Origin of the sequence: Nonomuraea sp. NPDC049637 (assembly GCF_040675235.1) — a bacterium.
GTDB lineage: Bacteria > Actinomycetota > Actinomycetes > Streptosporangiales > Streptosporangiaceae > Nonomuraea.
On record NZ_JBFAOM010000002.1, the window covers coordinates 188901 to 208090 of the forward strand.

Consider the following 19190-nt stretch of genomic DNA (forward strand, 5'->3'; position numbering starts at 1 on the left):
TCCAATGTCGTGAGACAGGCCGGAGGTTCCATACAGGGAACCCGGTCGTATCCGTAAAATTTACGGTATTCCTGCCCCGCGAGTGAACTTCTTCAAACGAAGTGACAGCACAATCATCGCGATTCCATACAGGATCGCGAAAATGCCGATCAGCCAGACGAGGCTCAGCATTCCGGCGCCGGGCCAGATGAGGAGCAGCACACCGAAGATCACCGACAGGATGCCGGCGATGATGAACATCCACTCGTTCTCGATGGACTTGCGCAGCCGCACGCCCGCCACGATCTCGGAGATTCCGGAGACGATGGCCCAGAAGGCGATGAGGTAGAGCAGCGCGAGCGAGGTGATCCCGGGCCAGGCGAAGGCCATGATGCCGGCCACGATGCCGACGATGCCGGAGAAGATCAGCCAGGCCCGTGACCGGGCGCCGTGCCGGAAGGCGGCGAAGAGCTCGAAGACGCCGGAGACGATGGCGTACGCACCGAAGAAGATCACCAGCACCAGCAGAGTGATCCCCGGCCAGATCAACGCCAGCACACCGAAGATGATCGCGGCGATGCCGCGGACGAGCAGCAGCCACCACGAACGCGTAAGTTCCTGCATACTGGTCTGCTTTCCGTGATTGGTGCGAAAACAGACCAGCTTTGCGTCAAATGTCGACCTACATGTGGGAATAGACCACGATCGACACCGCGATGTACTGCACCAGGTACGCGGCGATCGTGCAGGCGTGGAAGACCTCGTGGAAGCCGAACCAGCGCGGCGACGGATCCGGACGGCGCAGCCCGTAGACGATCGCGCCGGCCGAGTAGAAGACCCCGCCCACGGCCACCAGCACGACGGCGGCCACCCCGGCCCCTTCGAGCAGCTGCGGCATCACGAAGATCGCCGTCCAGCCCAGCGCCAGGTACAGGACGGTGTAGAGCCAGCGCGGCGCGTTCATCCAGCACACCCGGAACAGCACCCCGGCCAGCGCGCCGCCCCACACCACCGAGAGCACGGCCACCCTGGCCGCGCCGTCGAGGGCGAGCAGCCCGAACGGCGTGTACGTGCCCGCGATGATCAGGTAGATGTTGGCGTGGTCGAACCTGCGCAGCACCTCGGCCAGGCGCGGCCCCAGCGTGCCCCGGTGGTAGGTCGCCGAGATGCCGAACAGCAGCCCCGAGGTGATCGCGTAGACGCCGGCCGCCAGCCGGGCCTGCAGGGTCGGGCCGAGCGCCACGAGCACGAACCCGGCCACCAGCGTCACCGGCAGCGCCCCGGTGTGCAACCAGCCACGCAGCCTCGGCTTCACGGTGATGGTCGTCATGTAACCTACGGTACCGTAGGTTACGGATTGAGCTGAAGTGCCAAAGGTCACAAGGCGTCCGCGCGGGCCGGGCCGTCACAGGCCGTTCAGGAAGCGCACGGCGATCGGCACCGCCGCCGAGCGGCCCGATCCGCCGTTCCTGACGAACACGCAGAAGGCCAGGTCGCCCCGGTAGCCGATGAACCAGCCGTGCGAGGTCTGGTCCTGCACCTCGGCGGTGCCCGTCTTGCCCGCCACGCCCTCCGGCAGGCCGGCCTGGCTCGCCGTCCCGTGGTCCACGACGGCGGCCATCATCTCCCGCAACGCCCCGACCACGCCCTCGTCCAGCTTGACGTCGGGGAACGGCTCGCCGTCCACGCGGCGCACGTCGTCCTCCGACAGCAGGCGGGGCGAGCGCCACGTGCCGCTCTGCACGGCGGCGGCCACGGCGGCCATGCACAGCGGGGTGGCCACCACCGTGCCCTGGCCGATGACGTCCAGGGAGAACATGTCCGTGCCCTCGGTCTGCTGCATCGTGCCGCACCGGCCGCCCACGCCGGTCGCCATCGGCCGGTCGAAGCCCCAGCGGGCGGCGGTCCGGCGCAGGTCCTCCAGCGACAGCCGGGTGGTGGCCTGCTCGACGAACGTGGTGTTGCAGGAGTAGGCGTAGGCGTCGGCGAAGGTCACGGTCCCCCGGTCCACGTCGCCGTCGTTGCTGATCGCCGCCGAGAAGTCCGGTGCGTACGAGGCCGGGCAGCCCATCTCGTCGCCCGTGGCGACCCCCTTCTCCAGCAGCGCGGCGGCGACGATCGTCTTGAACGTGGAGCCGGGCGGGAAGGCGTCGCGCACCGCGCTGAAGTTGTCCTCCAGCCGGTCGGCCAGGGCCAGGATCTCGCCCGTGCTCGGCCTGAGCACCACGATCGAGGAGTTCGCCACGCCGTCCAGGGCCCGCGCGGCGGCGGCCTGGACCGGCTGCGACAGAGTGGTGCGCTCGACGTTCGCCTTCGGCAGGCGGGTCAGCAGCACCTTGTCAGGCCGTCCCGGCGCCCGCGACACCAGCTCCAGCCCGTGGTTGGCCTTGGCGAACTCGGGCTTGAGCGGGTCGAGGTAGGCGTCGGCGTAGCTGTCGTTGGGGATCTTGGCGCCCTCGCTGGTGACCAGCTCGGCCGCCGGGGCATCGACCTCCTCCACCTCCAGCGTGCCGCCGTCCTTGAGCAGCGGGTGCAGCGTCTCGGGCGTCCACAGCACCCGCCAGGCCCGGTCGCGCACGCCCAGCCGCAGCGTGCTGTCGAACGGCCACGGCCCGAGGTCCGTCAGCTCCCGCACGCCCGCGAAGCGCACCTCGGCCGACTCCTCCCCCGTGCCGCGCACCGGCCCCGGCGTGAGCCGGATCGACTCGACGTGCAGGTTCTCCGACAGCTGGCGGTGCCGGTCGAAGAAGTCGGCCGGCGGCCGGTCGACCAGCAGCGCCATGCCCGCGACGTCGCCCTTCCGCCAGGCGTCGAAGTACGCGGCGGCGGTCTTGGCGGCGCTGCCCTTGACGTGCCCGGCGGCCAGAACGGCGAAGGCGCCCGCCGCCAATACCGCGACAACCGCGATGACGAGCACAATCAACCTCTTGCGTCGCATACGGTTCTCCCAGGGAGGGATCAGCGTGGCACGTGGACAGCGGGAACCGATGCCTGGCCGTTATCCGGTGACGTTCGGCGAGGTCGAGCTTCTCCGGGACCTGGACAGGCAGGACGGCTGGGTGCTGTCCAAGGATGGCGTACCTCAGTCGTACGTTGACCTACAAGACCCGACATTTCTGGATTTCGAGTACGTCAGGCTCATGGCCGACGTCATCGACCTCCTGCCGGAGGGGCCGCTGAGCTGCGTCCACATCGGGGGCGGCGCGTGCACGATCCCGCGGTACGTCGCGGCCACCCGCCCCGGCTCCCGGCACATCGTGATCGAGCCCGACGGCCTGCTGGTCAACCTGGTCCGCGAGCAGCTCGACCTGCGCTCGGTCCCCCGGCTGAAGGTCATCGTGGCCGGCGGCCGCGAGGGCACGGCCAAGGTGTGGGACGACTCGGCCGACCTGGTCGTGCTCGACGCGTTCACCGGCGCCACGATGCCGGTGGAGCTGGCCACCGCCGAGTACATGGGCGACCTGGCCCGCGTGCTGCGCCCCGACGGCACGCTGCTGATCAACATGGCCGACGGCAAGGGCCTGGCGTTCGCCAAGCGGCTGCTGGCCACGGTGTGCGACGCGTTCCGGCACGTGGCGCTGCTGGCCGAGCCGGGGATCATGCGGGGCCGCCGGTTCGGCAACCTGATCGTCGCGGCCTCGCGCACGGAACTGCCGCTCGACCTGCTGTCCCGGCGCGCGGCCGGCGGCCTCACCCAGGCGCGCTGCGTGCACGGGGAGACGCTGCAGAACTTCATCGGCGGCGCCTACCCCATCAAGGACGGCGACGCCGTGCTCGCCCCGGTCCCGCCCCCGGCCGTCTTCGGCTGAGCCGGCGCCCGGACGGCGGGGTCAGCGCCCGGACGGCGGGGTCAGCGGCCGGACGGCCCCAGGTAGGCCAGCACGGCGGCCACCCTCCGGTGCACGTCGCCGCTGTTCTCCAGCCCCAGCTTGGTGAAGATGGCGTTCACGTTCTTCTCCACCGAGGAGATCGACAGGTGCAGGGCGCGGGCGATGCCGGCGTTGGAGCGGCCGTGGGCCATCTCGCGCAGCACGTCCCGCTCCCTCGGGGTCAGCGACTCCCCCTGCCCGCGGACCTCGCGCCTGGCCAGCAGGCCCTCGACCACCTTGGGGTCGATGACCGAGCCGCCCGCGGCGACCGCCCGGATCGCGCCGAGCAGCTCGTCGAGGTCGCCCACGCGGTCCTTCAGCAGGTAGGCGAACCCGGCCGTCCCGTGCTTGAACAGCTCGAAGGCGAACAGGGCGTCGGAGAACTGCGACAGCACCACCACGCCGGTGCCGGGGTGGCCGGCCCTGATGCGGTGGGCCGCGTCGATGCCCTCGAAGCCCGGCCGCCACTCGCCGCCGGGCATGCGGATGTCGGTGACGACGACCTGCGGCTCCAGCCTGCGCACGGCGTCCAGCAGCTCGTCGGCGTCGCCGACCGCGCCGACGACGGTCACCTCGCCGGACAGTTCCAGCAGCTGCCGGGTGCCCTCGCGCACCAGGTAGTGGTCGTCGGCGACGACCGTGCGGACGGGCTCAGGCATCGGCCGGCACCCAGGCGTGCATGCGTGTCCCCTTTCCGGGCTCGCTGTCGAGTTCCATGCCGCCGCCCAGCGCGTCCAGGCGGTCGGCGAGCGTGGCCAGGCCGCGGCGGGCGGCGGTGGCCGGGTCGAAGCCCCTGCCGTCGTCGGCCACGGTGGCCCGTACGCGGCCCGCCGCCAGGGTCAGTCGTACCTCGATCCGGACGGCGGCGGCGTGCTTGAGCGCGTTGGCGACGGCCTCGCTGACGGTGAAGTACATCGCGCCCTCGACCTCGTCGGCGAACCGCCGGGCCCGCAGCCCGGGGTCGGCGGTGACGGTCGTGGGCACGGGCAGCCCGGAGCAGCGTTCCTCGACGGCCTCCACCAGGCCGCCCTGGCTGAGGGCCGACGGGTGGATGCCGGCGGCCAGCTCGCGCAGGTCGGCGAGCGTCTGGCGGGCCTGCTCGCGCAGGCGGGCCAGCGCGTCGGGGCCGGCGCCGGTGACGCGGGCCAGCTCCAGCCCGGCGATGAGCGCGACGAGCTGCTGCTGCACGCCGTCGTGGATGTTGCGCTCGATCCGCCGCCGCTCGGCCTCCTGGGCGTTGACCAGGCGGGCGACCAGCCCGGCGCTCTGGACGGCCAGCCCGGCGGGCACGGCCAGGGCCTCCAGGAAGCGCCGGTCCTCCCGGTCGTACCGGCCGGCTCGGCGCGGGCCGAGCTCGATGCGGCCGAGGCCGCCGCGCACCGGCACGGACAGCGCCGTCCCGCCTTCCTCCTCGCCCGCGGCCACCCGGGTGCCGTCGGCCAGCGTCACGGCCGCCCACCTGGCCTCCAGCCCGTCGCGGACGGCGGCGGCGAGCCTGCCGAGCTGCTCGACCGGCTCGGGCGTGGCCGCCAGCGCGGTGCCGAGGCCGGACAGCACCTCGTCCACGGTGGGCCGCAGGTCGAAGATCAGGTGCAGGCGGGAGCCCCGCAGCCCGAACCGGATGTCGAGCAGCCGGTGCCGCACGATCCCCACCAGGACGGCGACCGGCAGCGCCGTCATCACCGCGAGCAGGCCGACCAGCGCGGCGCCCCACAATTGCGCGTCCATCAGGAACAGCAGCAGCACGCCCGCGAAGAGCTGGACGGCGGTGCCGGCGACCATCCAGGCGTACTGACCGCGCTCGGGCGGCTGGCTGCGCCACCAGCGGACCACGAGCCCGGCGAGGACGACGACGGCCGTCAGGAAGACGAGGAACTGGCCCAGCCCGCCGGCCGCGGCCGCCCAGATCGATCCGGCCGTCAGCTCGCGCGGCCGGGCCGGGTTCCCGCCGAACAGCCCGAGCCCCACCGTGTGCATGGCGATCGCGATCCCGCCGACCCACGCCACGGGCCGCCAGCGGCGGGACGGCAGGCGGCCGTCGGGGAAGAGCAGCGGGACGAAGACCCAGGTCAGGCCGTAGAAGACGGCGAAGAGCGCGGACAGCCAGACGACGACCGGCCCGGTGTGGTGGAACCTGATCGCCACGCCCGTGCCGAGCGCGCCGAGGCCGAGGCACGCTCCGGCGGCCAGGAACAGCCAGCCGTACCGCAGGTCGGGGCGGCGGACGGTGAGCAGCCAGCCCAGCCCGGGCAGCACGACGCCGAGGACGGCGAAGGCCCACTCCTGGGGCGGCACGGGCAGCCCGGACTCCAGCAGCGCGCCGGCCAGGACGCTCCCGGACCCGATGGTCGCCAGCGACCCGGCGAGCAGCCTGGAACTCATGGACCACCATCGTCAAGGGGAACCGAAAGGGCGTCTATGAGGTTAACCGCACATTCCGTACGGACAGCCCCACCTGCCGGAACGGCGGCCCGTATGGTGGGCGCGGGCCCGCCCGCGGCTGTTGGCTGGGCACATGTCTCACTACAGGTTCCCCGCACTGGCCACGGCCGTCATGGCCGCGGCGGTCACGGCCTGCGCGACGCAGCCCGTGCCCGCCCTGGCCACCGTCACGGCTTCCCCCGCTGCCTCCCCGACGGCGAGCGCCGCGGCCGAGATCCCCGACACCCCCGTCGGCCGGCAGCTCCGCTGGCTGCTGGAGGCGGTCACCCGGCTGCCGGTCGGCGAGGCCGAGCTGGCCGGGCACTTCGCGCCGGGCTTCCTCGCCCAGATCCCTCCGGCGCAGCTCAACCAGGCGCTGGCCGGGTTCGAGGACATGCGGCTGGACCGGCTGGACCAGGCCCAGGAACGGTCGTTGTCGGCGACCGTCACGGCGGCCGGCAAGGCGTTCACCCTCGCGCTCGGGGTGGACGGCGCCGGGAAGGTCGACTACATCGAGTTCACCGGCGTCGCGCCGGCCAGTTGGTCGGAGCTGGACCAGCGGCTGCGCCAGGCCGCGCCGCGGGCCGGCTTCCTGGCCGCCGAGCTGACCGGCGACGGCCGCTGCCGCCCGGTCCACGCGGTGGCCGGCGAGAAGACCTTCCCGCTCGGCTCGATGTTCAAGCTGTACGTGCTGGGCGCGGTGGCCGAGCGCATCAGGAGCGGCGCGTTCGGCTGGGACACCGAGCTGACGATCAAACCTGAGCTGAAGAGCCTGCCGAGCGGCGAGCTCCAGGACCGCCCGGACAACAGCAAGGTGACGGTGCTGGAGGCGGCCCGGCTGATGATCTCCATCAGCGACAACACCGCCACCGACCTGCTGATCCACCAGGCCGGTCGCAAGGCGGTCGAGCGGGTCGTGCGCTCGTGGGGCGGCGACCGGCGCAACGTGCCGTTCCTGACGACCCGGGAGCTGTTCGTGCTCAAGGGCGCCGACTACCCCCGGCACGCCAAGCGGTACCTGTCGCTCGGCACGTCGGCGCGTCGCGGCTACCTGGCCGGGGTCGTGGACAAGGTGCCGCTGTCGAAGGTGCGGCCGTGGGCCGAGCCGCGCGAGCTGGACCGGCTGGAGTGGTTCGCCACGCCCGCCCAGGTCTGCCGCGCCTACAGCGGCCTGGCCCGGCTGAAGGACCCCCGCGTCGGCGAGGTGTTGTCGATCACCGACGCGGGGCTGCGGCTGGACAGGAACCAGTGGCCCGTCGTGTGGCACAAGGGCGGCTCGGAGCCTGGCCTGCTGGCCATGAGCTTCCTCGCCCGTACGGCCGCCGGCCGGACGTACGTGGTGTCCACGACGGCCGTGAACCCGGACGCCCCCTTCCAGCAGGGCCCGGTGGCCCAGGAGCTGCTGGTGCTGACGCGGGGGGCGTTCGGGCTGGTCAAGTCCTCGTAGCGGGCGCTCTCAGAGGGCGGCGTGGGCGAGGTCGACGAACAGGGCCGAGGACCAGCCGAAGCCGGTCGTGGCGCGGCCCGCCCGCCGTCCCGTGAGGGGGTTCCAGTACTCGTACAGGCCGCCGCCGTCGCGCACCATGGCCAGGGTGCGGGCGGCGAGCTCGGCGGCGACGTCCGGGTGGCCCGAGCGGCGCAGGCCGTCGATCAGCAGGTAGTTGACGTTCAGCCAGACCGGGCCGCGCCACATGGCGTCGGGGTCGAAGCGCGGGTCGTCGAAGGCCACCGTCGGGACCGGCCGCTCGCCCCAGAAGGCGGGCGAGGTCAGGTCCTGGACCAGCCGGTCGGCGATCCCGGCCGGGAGGCGGCCGGTGAGCAGCGGCATGAGGTCGAGCGGCGTGCGCACGTCGGCGTCGGCCGCGCCGGCGACCTTGGTGACGAAGCGGCGGCCGTTCCAGCGGCGTTCGACCATGCGGTCCACCAGCGCCTGGGCCCTGGCCCGCCACTCGCCGGCGTCCTTGCCGAGCGCGGCGGCGATGTCGCCGAGGCGGTCGTACTGGAGGGCCAGGTAGGAGTTGAGGTCCGGGGGCTCGGCGCGCGGGCCGCCGTCCCAGATGGGGCTGTCGTCCAGGCCCGAGGAGTACGGGTGCAGGTATTCGGCCAGGCCGTCGCCGTCCGGGTCGGAGTGGGCGAACCACCACTGCTGCGACCTGACCAGCGGCTCGTAGACCTCGGCCAGGAAGCCCGGGTCCGGGTCCACCTCGTGGATCTTCCACACCGCCCAGGCGGTCAGCGGCGGCTTGGTGACGGGCACGACGTGCCGGATCGGCTCGCCGCCGACGTGCTGGGCCAGCCGGGCCAGGTCGGAGCGGGGCAGGTCGGTGGTCTCGGCGAGCACGCCGTGATCGTGCACGACGTCCGGGATCAGGCCGTCGGGGCGCTGGTTGTCGAGCAGGATGCGGATCTGCTCCCTGGCCAGGGCGGGGTCGGCGTGCCGCAGGGCGATGGCGTGGAAGTAGGAGTCCCAGTTCCACAGGCCGACGTAGCCGTACTTGGAGGGGATGAGGGATTCCCTGCCCTGGATGCGCACCAGGTTGACGGCCAGCGTCCACCAGGCCTGCTCGGCGCGTTCGCGCAGCTCGCCGGGGACGGCGGGCATCCGGGCGAACCAGGCGGCCCAGCGTTCGGCGGCCTCGGCCAGCACCTTCGCGCCGTCGGTGACGGTCCGCTCGCCGGCCAGGGTGAGGCAGCCGTCCACGGCGGCCTCGCCGCCGTCCCAGACGGCCCTGGCGCCCTCGCCGACCGCGACGAGGGTGTCGGGGTCGGCGAAGGCCAGGGTCACGTCACCGTCGAACTCCACCCGGTGGGGCAGGGCCCGGCGTACGCGCAGTTCCCGGGAACCGGCGTAGAACCGCAGCCCGGCGCGGACGGTCGTGTCGTCGAGCCGGGTCTCGTAGAGCGCCTCGGCGACGCGCAGCGAGCCGTCGTCGGCCGCCATGACGAGCAGCCGCGAGCCGCGCTCGGTGAAGGGACGTTCGCGCAGGTCCAGCACTTACTTTCCTCCCAGGCCGGAGGCGGCCATCGAGTTGATGATCTTCCGCTGCCCGATCAGGAACGCGATCAGCGTCGGCACCACGGCGATCGCCGAGGCCGCCAGGATCTGCCCGTAGTCGGTCGCGCCGTGCTGCTGGGCGAACTGGCTGAGCAGCAGCGGGACGGTGGCCAGCTCCGGCGTGTTCAGGAAGATCAGCGGGAACAGGAACGAGTTCCAGGACGCCAGGAACACGATGATGCCGAGCGCGCCGAGACCGGGCCGGATGTTGGGCAGGACGATGCTCCAGAAGCACCGCCACCGGCCCGCGCCGTCGATCCTGGCCGCCTCCTCCAGCTCGATCGGCACCGCCCTGATGAACTGGCGCAGCAGGAACACCGCGAACGGGTTCGCCAGCGACGGGACGATCAGCGACAGGTGCGAGTCGATCCAGCCGAACTTGGCCAGCATCAGGTAGAGCGGCACGATCGTCACCTGCGACGGCACCATCTGCGTGGCCAGGAACAGCACGAACAGCACGCCCGAGCCCCTGAACCTGATCCGGGCGAAGGCGTAGGCGGCCATGGCCGAGGTGAGCAGGGTGAGCACCACGTTGAGCGCGGCGATGTAGAAGCTGTTCCAGTAGGCCAGCCCGAACGGCATGGTCGACAGCGCGTCGGGATAGTTCTGCCAGGTCCAGGGGTCGGGCAGCCAGGCGGTCGGGTCGTTGATCATCTGCCGCACGCCCTTGGCGGAGGTGAACAACATCCACACGAACGGGAACAACATCAGCAGCCCGCCGACCGTGAGCGCGGCGTGCAGTCCGATCTGCCGTGATCTCATGCGTACCGCCTCACGAGTCGTAGTGGACGAAGCGCTTCTGCGCGGCGAACTGGACCAGCGTCACGAGCAGCGTCAGCACCAGCAGGATCAGGGCGGCCGCGCTGCTCGGCCCGAACTCGAACTTCTTGAAGCCGAGATCGAAGATGTGGTACACGATCGTGCGCGCGCCCTCGTTGTCCTTCGGGTCCACCAGCACGTAGATCTGGTCGAACGCCTGGAACGAGCTGATCACCGCGACCACGGTGGAGAAGAAGATCGTGGGTGACAGCAGCGGCAGCGTGACCGACCGGAAGATCCGGAAGGAGCTCGCGCCGTCGATCCGGGCGGCCTCGACGACCTGCGGCGGGATGGTCTGCAGCCCGGCCATGAAGATCACCACGTTGAGGCCGAGCGAGGACCAGATCGTCACCACGGCGATCGCCACGATGACCCAGCCCGGGTCGAGCAGCCAGTCGGGGCCGCTGACGCCGAACCAGCGCTGCAACGAGGTGTTCAGCACGCCGTTCTCGTCGCCGGCCAGGATGACCTGCCACATCAGGGCGACGGCCACCGAACTGGTGACGACCGGCATGAAGTACACGACCCGGTAGACGTTGCTGCCCTTGATGCTGTTCAGGGCCACCGCGATCAGCACCGCCAGGGCCAGCCCGAACGGCACGGTCAGCAGCGCCAGCTTGACCGTGTTCCACACCGCGCGGCCGAACAGCGGGTCGGTGAGCTGGGCGGCGAAGTTGGACAGCCCGGCCCACGACTTCTCGCCGAGCCCGTCCCAGTTCATGAAGGCCAGCACCACGGCGAACCCGAGCGGGATCACCAGGAACACCACCAGCGCGCCGACCTGCGGCGCGAGGAAGATCGCGGCCCACCAGCCGTCGCGGTCGCGCAGCTTCTTGGCGGGCCGCGCGGCGGTCTTGCCGCGCGGCCCGGCGAGCACGGCCATCCGCTAGCCCAGCTTGCCGTCGACGAGGGTCTGCAGCTCGGTCATGCCCTGCTCGAAGCCGAGCTTGCCCTGCCAGACCTTCATCAGGTGCTCGTTGATCGAGGCGGTCAGGCCGGGCACCGCGACCTCTTCGGGGTAGTTCGCGAAGCCGGTGTCCCGCACGTCGAGGAAGGTCTGGGCGTGCGCGGGGTAGTTGCCGGCCAGCACGACCTGCTCGGCGCCCTTGATCGAGGGCACCGCGCCGCCGTCCTTGAGCCGCAGGAGCTGGCCCTCCTTGCTGACGAACTCCGTCAGGAAGGTGAAGGCCTCCTTGGGCTGCTTGGTGCCCTTGTTGAGCGACAGGTAGGAGGCCGCCACGGCGCCGGGCATCGGCTCGCCGGTCTCGGACGGGAACGGGACGATGTCGTAGTTGTCCAGCTCACCGCCCTTCTTGACGATGTCGATCACCCAGCGGCCGCCGGCGTAGAAGCCGACCTTGTGCTTGATGAGCTGGGTGTTCCCGCTGTTGCTCGCGGGCTGCAGGTCCGCGCTCAGGAACGTCTTGTCCTGGTAGCCCTTGGCCAGGGTCTCCAGCGCCTTGCGGGACTTGGGGTCGGTCGTGGCGACGAACTTGCCGCCGTCCCAGACCTTGCCGCCGAAGCCGGAGATGACCGAGTACGTGGATCCGTACCAGTTCCAGTAGACGGACCCGCCCAGGCCCGCGGCCTTGAGCTTGGCGTTCATGTCCAGGTACTTGGCCATGGTCCACTGCTTGGAGGCGTTGAGGGCGGCCGGGTCCTCGGTGATGCCGGCGGCCTTCAGGGCCTTCTTGTCGTACCAGAGGACCTCGGGGTTGGTGTCGTTCGGGACGCCGTAGATCTTGCCGTCCTTCTTGGCGCCGCCGTACACGCCCTCGAAGAAGTCCTCGGGCTTGCTCTTGGAGTCCGGGCCCGCGAGCTGGTCGTTGAGCGGCGAGACGACACCGGCGGAGACGAACTTGCCGATGTTGTCGTCGCCCACGAAGAACACGTCGGGGGCCGTGCCGCTGGTGAGCTGGGCGAGCAGTTTGGGGTGGTAGTCCTCGTACTTGGCGACGGACTCCAGCTTGAGCTTGATGTTGGGGTGACGCTGCTCGAAGTCCTTGGTGAAGGACTCGTAGAGCTTGACGTCCTCCGCCGATCCCCACGTGGACCAGCGGATGGTGACCTGCCCTGCGGCGGCGTTCCCGCTCACGCCTGGAACGTTCCCTCCACCGCCGCTGCAGGCGGTGGCGGCGGTGGCGAGCAGACCCAGTACGGCCAGCGCACGCTTCATGATGGGCTCCTTCGGGGGGGGTGGTGCTGTTGGGGGCTACGCGAGCCCGCCGCCGTCGACGACGAGAGCGGAACCGGTGACGTAACTGGCGGCGTCGCTCGCCAGGAAGAGGACGGCCTGGGCGATCTCCTCGGGGCTGCCCGAGCGGCCCATCGGCCGGTCGGCGGCGTCGGCCTCGAAGGCGGCCCAGTCCTCGTTGAGCTGACGGGCCTCGTCCCGCAGCATCGGGGTGTTCGTGTCGCCGGGGTTGACGGAGTTCACCCGGATCCCGGCCTTGGCGTGGTCGATCGCCAGCGCCCTGGTCATGTTGACGACGGCCGCCTTGGAGGCGCAGTAGGAGATCGCGTTCCCACCGCCCTTGAGGCCCCAGCCGGAGCCCGTGTTGACGATCGAGCCGCCCTCGGTCATGAGCGGGATGGCGTGCTTGCACATCAGGAACACCGAGCGCACGTTGACCGCCATCACCCGGTCCCACTCGTCGGCGTCGAGGTCGAGCGCGGTGGTGCGGCGGATGATGCCCGCGTTGTTGAACAGGACGTGCAGGCCGCCGTAGGTGTCCACGGCCGTGCGGGTGATGCGCCGGCAGTCCTCCTCCGCGGACACGTCCCCCTGGACGGCCACCGCGGCCGCACCCGTCCGCGTGATCTCCTTGGCCGTCGCCTCGGCCCCGGCGCCGTCGATGTCGGCGACGACGACCTGGGCGCCCGCCTCGGCGAAGAGCAACGCCGTCGCCCGGCCGATGCCGGAGGCACCGCCGGTGACGATCGCGACCTTGCCATCGAGCCTGTTCATCCGTAGAACTCCTCACTTGCCGCACAAATGCGATAAATCGTGCTTTCGCGGTATCCGGTGATCACCCGTACGTGCCCGGACAGCTTCCGGTCCAGTTCCTGGTCCCCGCTGTCGGCCAGCAGCGGCCGTCCGCCGAGCCCGGCCAGCTTCTGCTGGGTGGCCAGCACGACCAGCCGGTCGCCGTCACCGGGGACGCCGCCGAGCACCTCGTCGAGCACCCGCGGCGAGACCTGCTGGTTGCCGCGGCCGAGCACGAAGCCCTGGCCGCCGATCACCGACAGCACGATGACCGTCTCCCTGCCGCGTACCAGCTCGAACAGCTCCCCCTCGGTCACGTCGGCGGCCACCAGGTCGGCGCCACCGCCCGCGCGGGCCTCGACCACGTCCACGCCGAGCAGCGTGGTGGCGAGCCCGAGCTCCCTGCCCACGGCCGCCGTGGTGGCGCCGGGACCGAGCACGTAGCGCGCCCCCGGCCGCAGCCGGGCCGCGACCTCCCGGGCGATGCCCTCGACCGTGGCCGGAACCGCGTCCGAGGAGCCCGCCTTGCGTCCCGACAGGGCCGCGCGACCTGCCGGGACGCGCAGGCTACCGTAGAGCCGGGGGCTGACGAGCCCGCGGCGGTAGCGCTCCTCGTCCAGGTCCACCACCTCGGCCTCGACGCTGTCCGGCCGGGCCAGGAAGTCGGCGGCCACGAACCCGGCGGTGGCCGGGCTGAGCGCGAAGCATCCCGAGTACACCTTGACCCCGGCCGGGATCCCGAGCACCGGCGGCGCCTGGCCGCCCAGCTCCCGCACGGCGTCGAGCACGTCGCGGGCCGTGCCGTCGCCGCCGGCGAACAGCAGCAGGTCCACGCCGGCGAGCGCGGCGACGGCCGCCCGGGTGTCCGCGGCCGTGGTCGTGGCCGTGCTCACGTCGTTGCCCTGGACGCCGGAGGGCGCCAGCTCGTACGGGACCGCGGCGGCGCGGGCGCTGTCCTCGCCCATCGCCCCCGCCACGGTCACCAGCCGGGCCCCGGGACGGCGGGCCAGCAGCGTGGCGACGGCCTGCGCGGCCCGCCGCCCGGCCTTGGGCTCGGCGCCCTTGGCCAGGGCCGCGCGCTGCACGTCGGCGCCGTCGCTGCCCTTGAGCCCCACGGACCCGCCCAGCCCGGCGACCGGGTTGACGACCAGCCCGATCACGCCGTTCCCTCCGGACGTCATGGCTCAGCCGCCCGCGGCCAGGTGCTTGCGCACGTACGCCCGCCAGGTCGGCGCCCACTGCTTGGGGTCGTCGAGCGGCGTCGGGTCGATCTTGTGGATCGTCTGGTTGTACGGCGCTCCCTTGACGAACTCCGGATCCCGCCGCGCCTCCGAGGCGACGTGCTCCAGGATCGCCGCGTACTCGTCCAGGTCCTCCCGCGAGTACGACTCCGTCGGCTCCAGCGTGAACGGCTCCGGCACCAGGTACGGGTGGTGGCTGGTCCAGTAGTGGACGCCGAAGTCGGCGGCGCGCACGCCGATCTCCTCCGAGTGCACCCCCGTCTCCTCCGACAGCTCCTGCCAGGAGTAGCGGACCTGCTCGATCCGGCGCTGGTTCCACGGCGCCGAGGCCCCGGGGATCTGCAGCACCTTGTGCATCAGGTAGTTGTTGTTCAGCGCCGCGGTCTCGGCCACCTCGCGCAGCCCCTTCGCGCCCAGGGTCATGATCCAGGCGTAGGCGCGCACGATGTTCGGGGTGACGCCGAGGAACGGCCGGATCTTGCCGACGCTCTGCGCGGGCGTCTCCAGGCCGTAGGAGTCGCCGTCGAAGGAGACGACCGGGCCGGGCAGGAACGGCTCCAGCTCCGGCGAGACGCCGCAGGCGCCGGCCGCCGGGCCGCCGCAGGCGTGCGGCGTGGAGAACGTCTTGTGCAGGTTGAAGTGGCACAGGTCGAACCCGGCGTCGCGGGCCCTGGTGATGCCGAGGATGCCGTTGGCGTTGGCCTGGTCGTAGCAGGCCAGGCCGCCGACCTCGTGCACCAGGTCCACGAACTCCTTGATCCGGGAGTTGTAGATGCCGGTGTCCTCGGGGTTGGTGATCATCAGGGCGGCCGTGCGCGGGCCGACGGCGGCGCGCAGCGCCTCGATGTCGGGCAGGCCGTTGGCGTCCGGCATGAGGGTGATGACCTCGTACCCGGCGACCTTGGCGCAGGCCGCGTTCGAGGGGTGCGAGAACATCGTGGTGATGACCTGGTCCCGGTGGCCCTCGCCGCGGGCGGCGTGGTAGGCCCTGATCATGGCGATGTTGGCGTAGATCGCCGCCGAGCCCGAGCCGGGCTGGAGGGACACCCGCGACATGCCGGAGATCTCGGCCAGCATGCGCTCCAGCCGCCAGTAGATCTCCAGCACGCCCTGCACGGTGTCCTCGTGCTGCAGCGGGTGCAGCTCGGCGATCGCGTTGGCGAACTGGTCGTTGACCTTCGGGCTGTACTTCATCGTGCAGGTGCCCTGGCCGATGTCGATGTTGAGGTCGACGCCCAGGTTCTCCTGCGACAGCCGCAGGTAGTGCCGCACCACGTGCGGCTGCGACATCTCGGGCAGCTTCGGCGGGGTGGCCCGCCCGACGCCCTCGGGCAGCTCGACCTTCGGCGCGCCCGGCTCGGGCACGGCTATGCCGCGGCGGCCTGGGCTGGACAGCTCGAAGATGATCGGCTCGTCCCAGCGTGCCTGGTGGAAGCGGCGCAGCGGCGGCTTGGGCGCCACCGGCAGCTCCGCGAAGGACTCGGCTCCGTGCCCGCTCATGCCTGCACAACCTCCTGTACGGCTGCCGCGAGCCGGTCGATGTCGTCGATGGTGTGGCGTTCGGTCACGCAGACCAGCACCGTGCGGTCGTCCAGCGGGACGCCGCCGTAGATGCCGCGCTCGCGCAGCGCGGCGAGCAGCGACGCGGAGTCGGCCACCTCGATCGCGAACTCGCGGAAGTGCACCGAGCCGGCGTGCCGGACTGTGACCGACCGGCCCAGGGCGTCCATCGCGTACCGGGTGCGGGCCAGGACGGTCTCGCCGAGCTCCTTCATGCCCTGCGGGCCCATGAGCGCGAGGTAGACCCCGGCCGTGATGCCCCACAGGGCCGCGGCCGTGCCCACCCACTCCTTGCCCTCTTCGCGCAGGGCGAAGGAGGTGCGGTCGTAGAAGACGTCGCCGAAGCCGTACTCGCCGGGGACCTTCGTCGGGGCGATGCCGAACAGGCGCGAGGGGAACTCGGCGACCAGCGGCTCGTGGTCCTGGGTGGCGATGTAGCCGGCGTGGCCGCCGCCGTAGTTCTGGTGGATGCCGAGCGACTGGATGTCGCCGCAGACGATGTCGGCGCCGTAGGAGGCGGGCGGGGCCAGCACGCCCAGCGAGATGGGGTCGGCGCTGACGACCAGCAGCGCGCCGGCGGCGTGCGCGTGGTCGGCCAGCTCCCGGCCACGGGTCTCGACGACGCCGTAGACGTTCGGGGTCTCCAGGTACAGGGCGGCGTAGGAGTCGTCGAGCGCGACCTCGCCGATCTGCCCGTCCTCGGCCACCGGGGCCAGCTCGATGGTGATGTCGGGGGCCAGGAAGTCACGCAGCTTGCTCAGTTTGTCGGCGCCGATCGCCCCGGTGACCAGCACCTTCGACCGCTTGGTGTAGCGGCAGGCCATGCGCAGCGCGGTGCCCGAGGCCTGGAAGCCGTCGTAGGTGGGGACGTTGACGACGTCCATCTCCAGGAGCTCGCCCATCATGCTGACGTACTCGAACAGGGCCTGGAAGCGGCCGTGGTCCTCGTACGGCTCGCCCGCGTATGCGGTCAGGAACTCGCTCCTGGAGTTGACCTCGTCGCAGACGGCGGGCACGTGGTGCGGGTAGCAGCCGTGGCCGAGGAAGCTGAGCGCCTCCTCGGTGTCGGTGGTCCGGGCGAACAGCCCCTTCATGTGGCGCACCAGGTCGCGCTCGGCGGTGAACGGCGCCGGCAGGTCGAGGGGCCGGTCGAGCCGCAGCTCGGCGGGGATGTCGGCGTAGAACTCGTCGACGCTCGACGCGCCGACCGCCGCGAGCATCTCGGCTCGTACGCCCGGCTCGGCGTTGGGTATGTACGGGTGCGTCACTTGTCTCCTTCGATCCTGAGCACGACGGCGTCGCGCGGGGCCAGCTCGATGCCGCCCCGCAGTTCGGCCCCGGTGAGCAGGTCCGTCCCCGGGTGCGGGAGCGTGACCGGCTGTGGGGCGGTGGTGTGGTTGAGGAGGAACAGGTGGCCGCCCCTCCTGACGGCCTCCACGCCCTGCGGCACGTCGATGCGGTCGATGCCGTCCAGCAGCGGCTCCAGCACCGGCGTCACGTCGTCGAGCAGGCAGCCGACGTAGGTGGCCGTGCCCTTGCGGGTGACGGCGGGCAGGCCGTCCAGGTCGCCGCCCTCGAACAGGGCGACGGGCTCGGCGCCCTCCAGCCTGATCCACTCGGCCCAGGTGCGGGCCTCGCCCAGGCCGGTGCGCTGGACGTCCCCGTCGGCCAGCGGCCAGAACTCCTCCACGGCGATGCCGAGCAGGCCGGCCAGCGGGCCGGGCGCGCCGCCCTCGTGCACCTGGTCGCTCTCGTCCACGACGCCGCTGAACGGGCCGACGACGAGCCTGCCCTGGTAGGCCTCCAGCGCCTTGGCCTGCTCGGCGGTGCACATGTACAGGTTCGGGGCGATGACCAGCTCGTACGGCGACAGGTCCCGGCCGGGCGGCACGAGGTCGACCGCGATGCCCCTGGCGTGCAGCGGGGCGTACCAGGCCAGCAGCAGCTCCTTGAGCCTGAGCCGGTTGGACGGCATGGACTCCGGCGCCTCCAGGGCCCACCAGCTCGGCCAGTCGAGCACCAGCGCGACCTGGGCGCGGGTCTCACTGCCCGCGACCTCCGACAACCGCCGCAGGTCGGCGCCGAGCGCCAGGGTGTCCCGCCAGCCGCGGGTACGCGTCCCGCCGTGCGGCAACATCGCCGAGTGGAACTTCTCGGGGCCGTACTTGGCCTGCCGCCACTGGAAGAACATCACGCCGTCGGAGCCGTGGGCGAGCGCCTGGAGGCTGTGCAGGCGCATCATGCCGGGCGGCTTGGGGACGTTCACCTCGCGCCAGGACACCGCGGACGGCGCGGACTCCAGCAGCAGCCACGGCTTCTGCCGCAGCGAGCGCATGAGGTCGTAGCTGAGCGCCACCTGCACGTGCGAGGTCGGGTCGGCCGGGTCGGGGTAGGCGTCGTCGCTCACCAGGTCCTCGGCCGCGGCCCACTTCCAGTAGTCGAGGCCGTGCAGGATGCTCATGAAGTTCGTGGTGACCGGCACGTCCGGCGTGATCGCGCGCAGCGCGGCCTTCTCGGCCAGGAACAGCTCCAGGAGGGCGTCGCTGCAGAACCGCCGCCAGTCGAGCAGCTGGGCGGGGTTGACCGGGCCCGGGGCCGTCCTGGGCGGCTCGACCTGGCCGAAGGACGTGTAGTGCTGGCCCCAGCAGGAGGTGCCCCAGGCGGCGTTGAGGCCGCCGACGGTCGTGTACCGCTCTTCCAGCCAGCGGCGGAAGTGGGCGGCGGACTCGGGGCAGAAGCACTCCAGCGTGTGGTCGGCGTACTCGTTGCCGATGTGCCACATGGCCAGCGCCGGGTGGTCGCCGTAGCGCTCGGCCATCGCGGTGGCCATCCGTACGGCGTGCTCGCGGTAGACCGGCGAGCTCGGGCAGTAGCCCTGCCGGGAGCCGAACTCCAGCCGCACGCCGTCGGCGTTGACCGGCATCATCTCGGGGTGCTCGCGCACCAGCCACGGCGGCGGCGTCGCGGTCGCGGTGGCCAGGTCGGCGGCGATGCCGTGCTCGTGCAGCAGGTCGATGACCCGGTCGAGCCAGCCGAAGTCGTAGACCCCGCGCTCGGGCTCCAGGCGCGACCAGGAGAACACCGCGACGGTCGCCATGTTGACCCCGGCCTCGGCCATGAGCCGCGCGTCCTCGGCCCACACCTCCTCCGGCCACTGCTCGGGGTTGTAGTCCCCGCCGAACAGCAGCCCCGGTATCCGGGTCAGCCCCACTCGAACTCCTCGATCATGCAATGTAATATTTTGTATGCCGAATTCATAG

16 protein-coding genes are annotated in these 19190 nt (G+C 71.6%); 2 read left to right on the plus strand and 14 right to left on the minus strand.

Annotation, left to right across the window (positions count from 1 at the left end):
• Positions 1-60 precede the first annotated feature (60 nt).
• From AB0J71_RS03305 to AB0J71_RS03315, 3 genes are all read right to left on the minus strand, one after another.
• Entirely contained in the window at positions 61-603 is a 543-nt protein-coding gene (locus AB0J71_RS03305) for an HdeD family acid-resistance protein (RefSeq protein ID WP_352325190.1), read from the minus strand.
• A gap of 58 nt (positions 604-661) precedes the next feature.
• A complete protein-coding gene (locus AB0J71_RS03310; protein WP_352325192.1) occupies positions 662-1309 on the minus strand; it encodes a hemolysin III family protein in 648 nt (215 codons plus the stop codon).
• 75 nt (positions 1310-1384) lie between these two features.
• A complete protein-coding gene (locus AB0J71_RS03315; RefSeq protein ID WP_352325193.1) occupies positions 1385-2917 on the minus strand; it encodes a penicillin-binding transpeptidase domain-containing protein in 1533 nt (510 codons plus the stop codon).
• Positions 2918-2942: 25 nt separating this feature from the next.
• Here AB0J71_RS03315 and AB0J71_RS03320 point away from each other — a divergent pair, with 25 nt between their 5' ends.
• The gene (locus AB0J71_RS03320) at positions 2943-3788 is read left to right on the plus strand and encodes a fused MFS/spermidine synthase (RefSeq protein ID WP_352325194.1); all 846 of its coding nucleotides are present in this window, start codon (positions 2943-2945) and stop codon (positions 3786-3788) included.
• A gap of 41 nt (positions 3789-3829) precedes the next feature.
• Here the strand turns inward: AB0J71_RS03320 and AB0J71_RS03325 are convergent, their stop codons facing one another.
• Both AB0J71_RS03325 and AB0J71_RS03330 read right to left on the minus strand, forming a co-directional pair.
• Positions 3830-4507, minus strand: a complete 678-nt coding sequence (locus tag AB0J71_RS03325) for a response regulator transcription factor (RefSeq protein WP_352325195.1) — start codon at positions 4505-4507, stop codon at positions 3830-3832.
• Entirely contained in the window at positions 4500-6230 is a 1731-nt protein-coding gene (locus AB0J71_RS03330) for an ATP-binding protein (protein WP_364412449.1), read from the minus strand. The genes AB0J71_RS03325 and AB0J71_RS03330 overlap by 8 nt, the downstream gene beginning before the upstream one ends.
• A gap of 133 nt (positions 6231-6363) precedes the next feature.
• On the opposite strand from AB0J71_RS03330, the gene AB0J71_RS03335 reads away from it, so the two are divergent.
• Complete coding sequence (locus AB0J71_RS03335) at positions 6364-7716, plus strand: serine hydrolase (RefSeq protein ID WP_364412452.1); 1353 nt, start codon at positions 6364-6366, stop codon at positions 7714-7716.
• Between the two features lie 9 nt (positions 7717-7725).
• On the opposite strand, the gene AB0J71_RS03340 is transcribed toward AB0J71_RS03335, so the two are convergent.
• The 9 genes from AB0J71_RS03340 to AB0J71_RS03380 are packed head-to-tail and all read right to left on the minus strand — an operon-like array spanning position 7726 to position 19141.
• Entirely contained in the window at positions 7726-9264 is a 1539-nt protein-coding gene (locus tag AB0J71_RS03340; protein WP_364412455.1) for a glycogen debranching protein, read from the minus strand.
• Complete coding sequence (locus AB0J71_RS03345; protein WP_352325200.1) at positions 9265-10086, minus strand: carbohydrate ABC transporter permease; 822 nt, start codon at positions 10084-10086, stop codon at positions 9265-9267. It lies immediately after the preceding gene.
• Between the two features lie 10 nt (positions 10087-10096).
• The gene (locus tag AB0J71_RS03350) at positions 10097-11026 is read right to left on the minus strand and encodes a sugar ABC transporter permease (protein WP_364391629.1); all 930 of its coding nucleotides are present in this window, start codon (positions 11024-11026) and stop codon (positions 10097-10099) included.
• A 3-nt stretch (positions 11027-11029) separates the two neighbouring features.
• Positions 11030-12319, minus strand: a complete 1290-nt coding sequence (locus AB0J71_RS03355) for a sugar ABC transporter substrate-binding protein (RefSeq protein ID WP_352326116.1) — start codon at positions 12317-12319, stop codon at positions 11030-11032.
• Between the two features lie 36 nt (positions 12320-12355).
• Positions 12356-13111 (minus strand): SDR family NAD(P)-dependent oxidoreductase, encoded by a 756-nt coding sequence (locus AB0J71_RS03360; RefSeq protein ID WP_352326115.1) that lies wholly within the window; start codon positions 13109-13111, stop codon positions 12356-12358.
• Positions 13108-14310 carry an NAD(+)/NADH kinase gene (locus AB0J71_RS03365; protein ID WP_352326114.1) on the minus strand — a complete coding sequence of 401 codons (1203 nt, stop codon included), beginning with the start codon at positions 14308-14310 and terminating at the stop codon, positions 13108-13110. The genes AB0J71_RS03360 and AB0J71_RS03365 overlap by 4 nt, the downstream gene beginning before the upstream one ends.
• Positions 14311-14313: 3 nt before the next feature.
• Positions 14314-15870, minus strand: a complete 1557-nt coding sequence (gene gcvPB / locus AB0J71_RS03370) for an aminomethyl-transferring glycine dehydrogenase subunit GcvPB (RefSeq protein ID WP_352326113.1) — start codon at positions 15868-15870, stop codon at positions 14314-14316.
• Positions 15867-17198 (minus strand): aminomethyl-transferring glycine dehydrogenase subunit GcvPA, encoded by a 1332-nt coding sequence (gcvPA, locus tag AB0J71_RS03375; RefSeq protein ID WP_352326111.1) that lies wholly within the window; start codon positions 17196-17198, stop codon positions 15867-15869. Before gcvPA ends, gcvPB begins: the two co-directional genes overlap by 4 nt.
• Positions 17195-19141 (minus strand): beta-galactosidase, encoded by a 1947-nt coding sequence (locus AB0J71_RS03380; RefSeq protein ID WP_352326110.1) that lies wholly within the window; start codon positions 19139-19141, stop codon positions 17195-17197. The genes gcvPA and AB0J71_RS03380 overlap by 4 nt, the downstream gene beginning before the upstream one ends.
• Between the last annotated feature and the right edge of the window lie 49 nt (positions 19142-19190).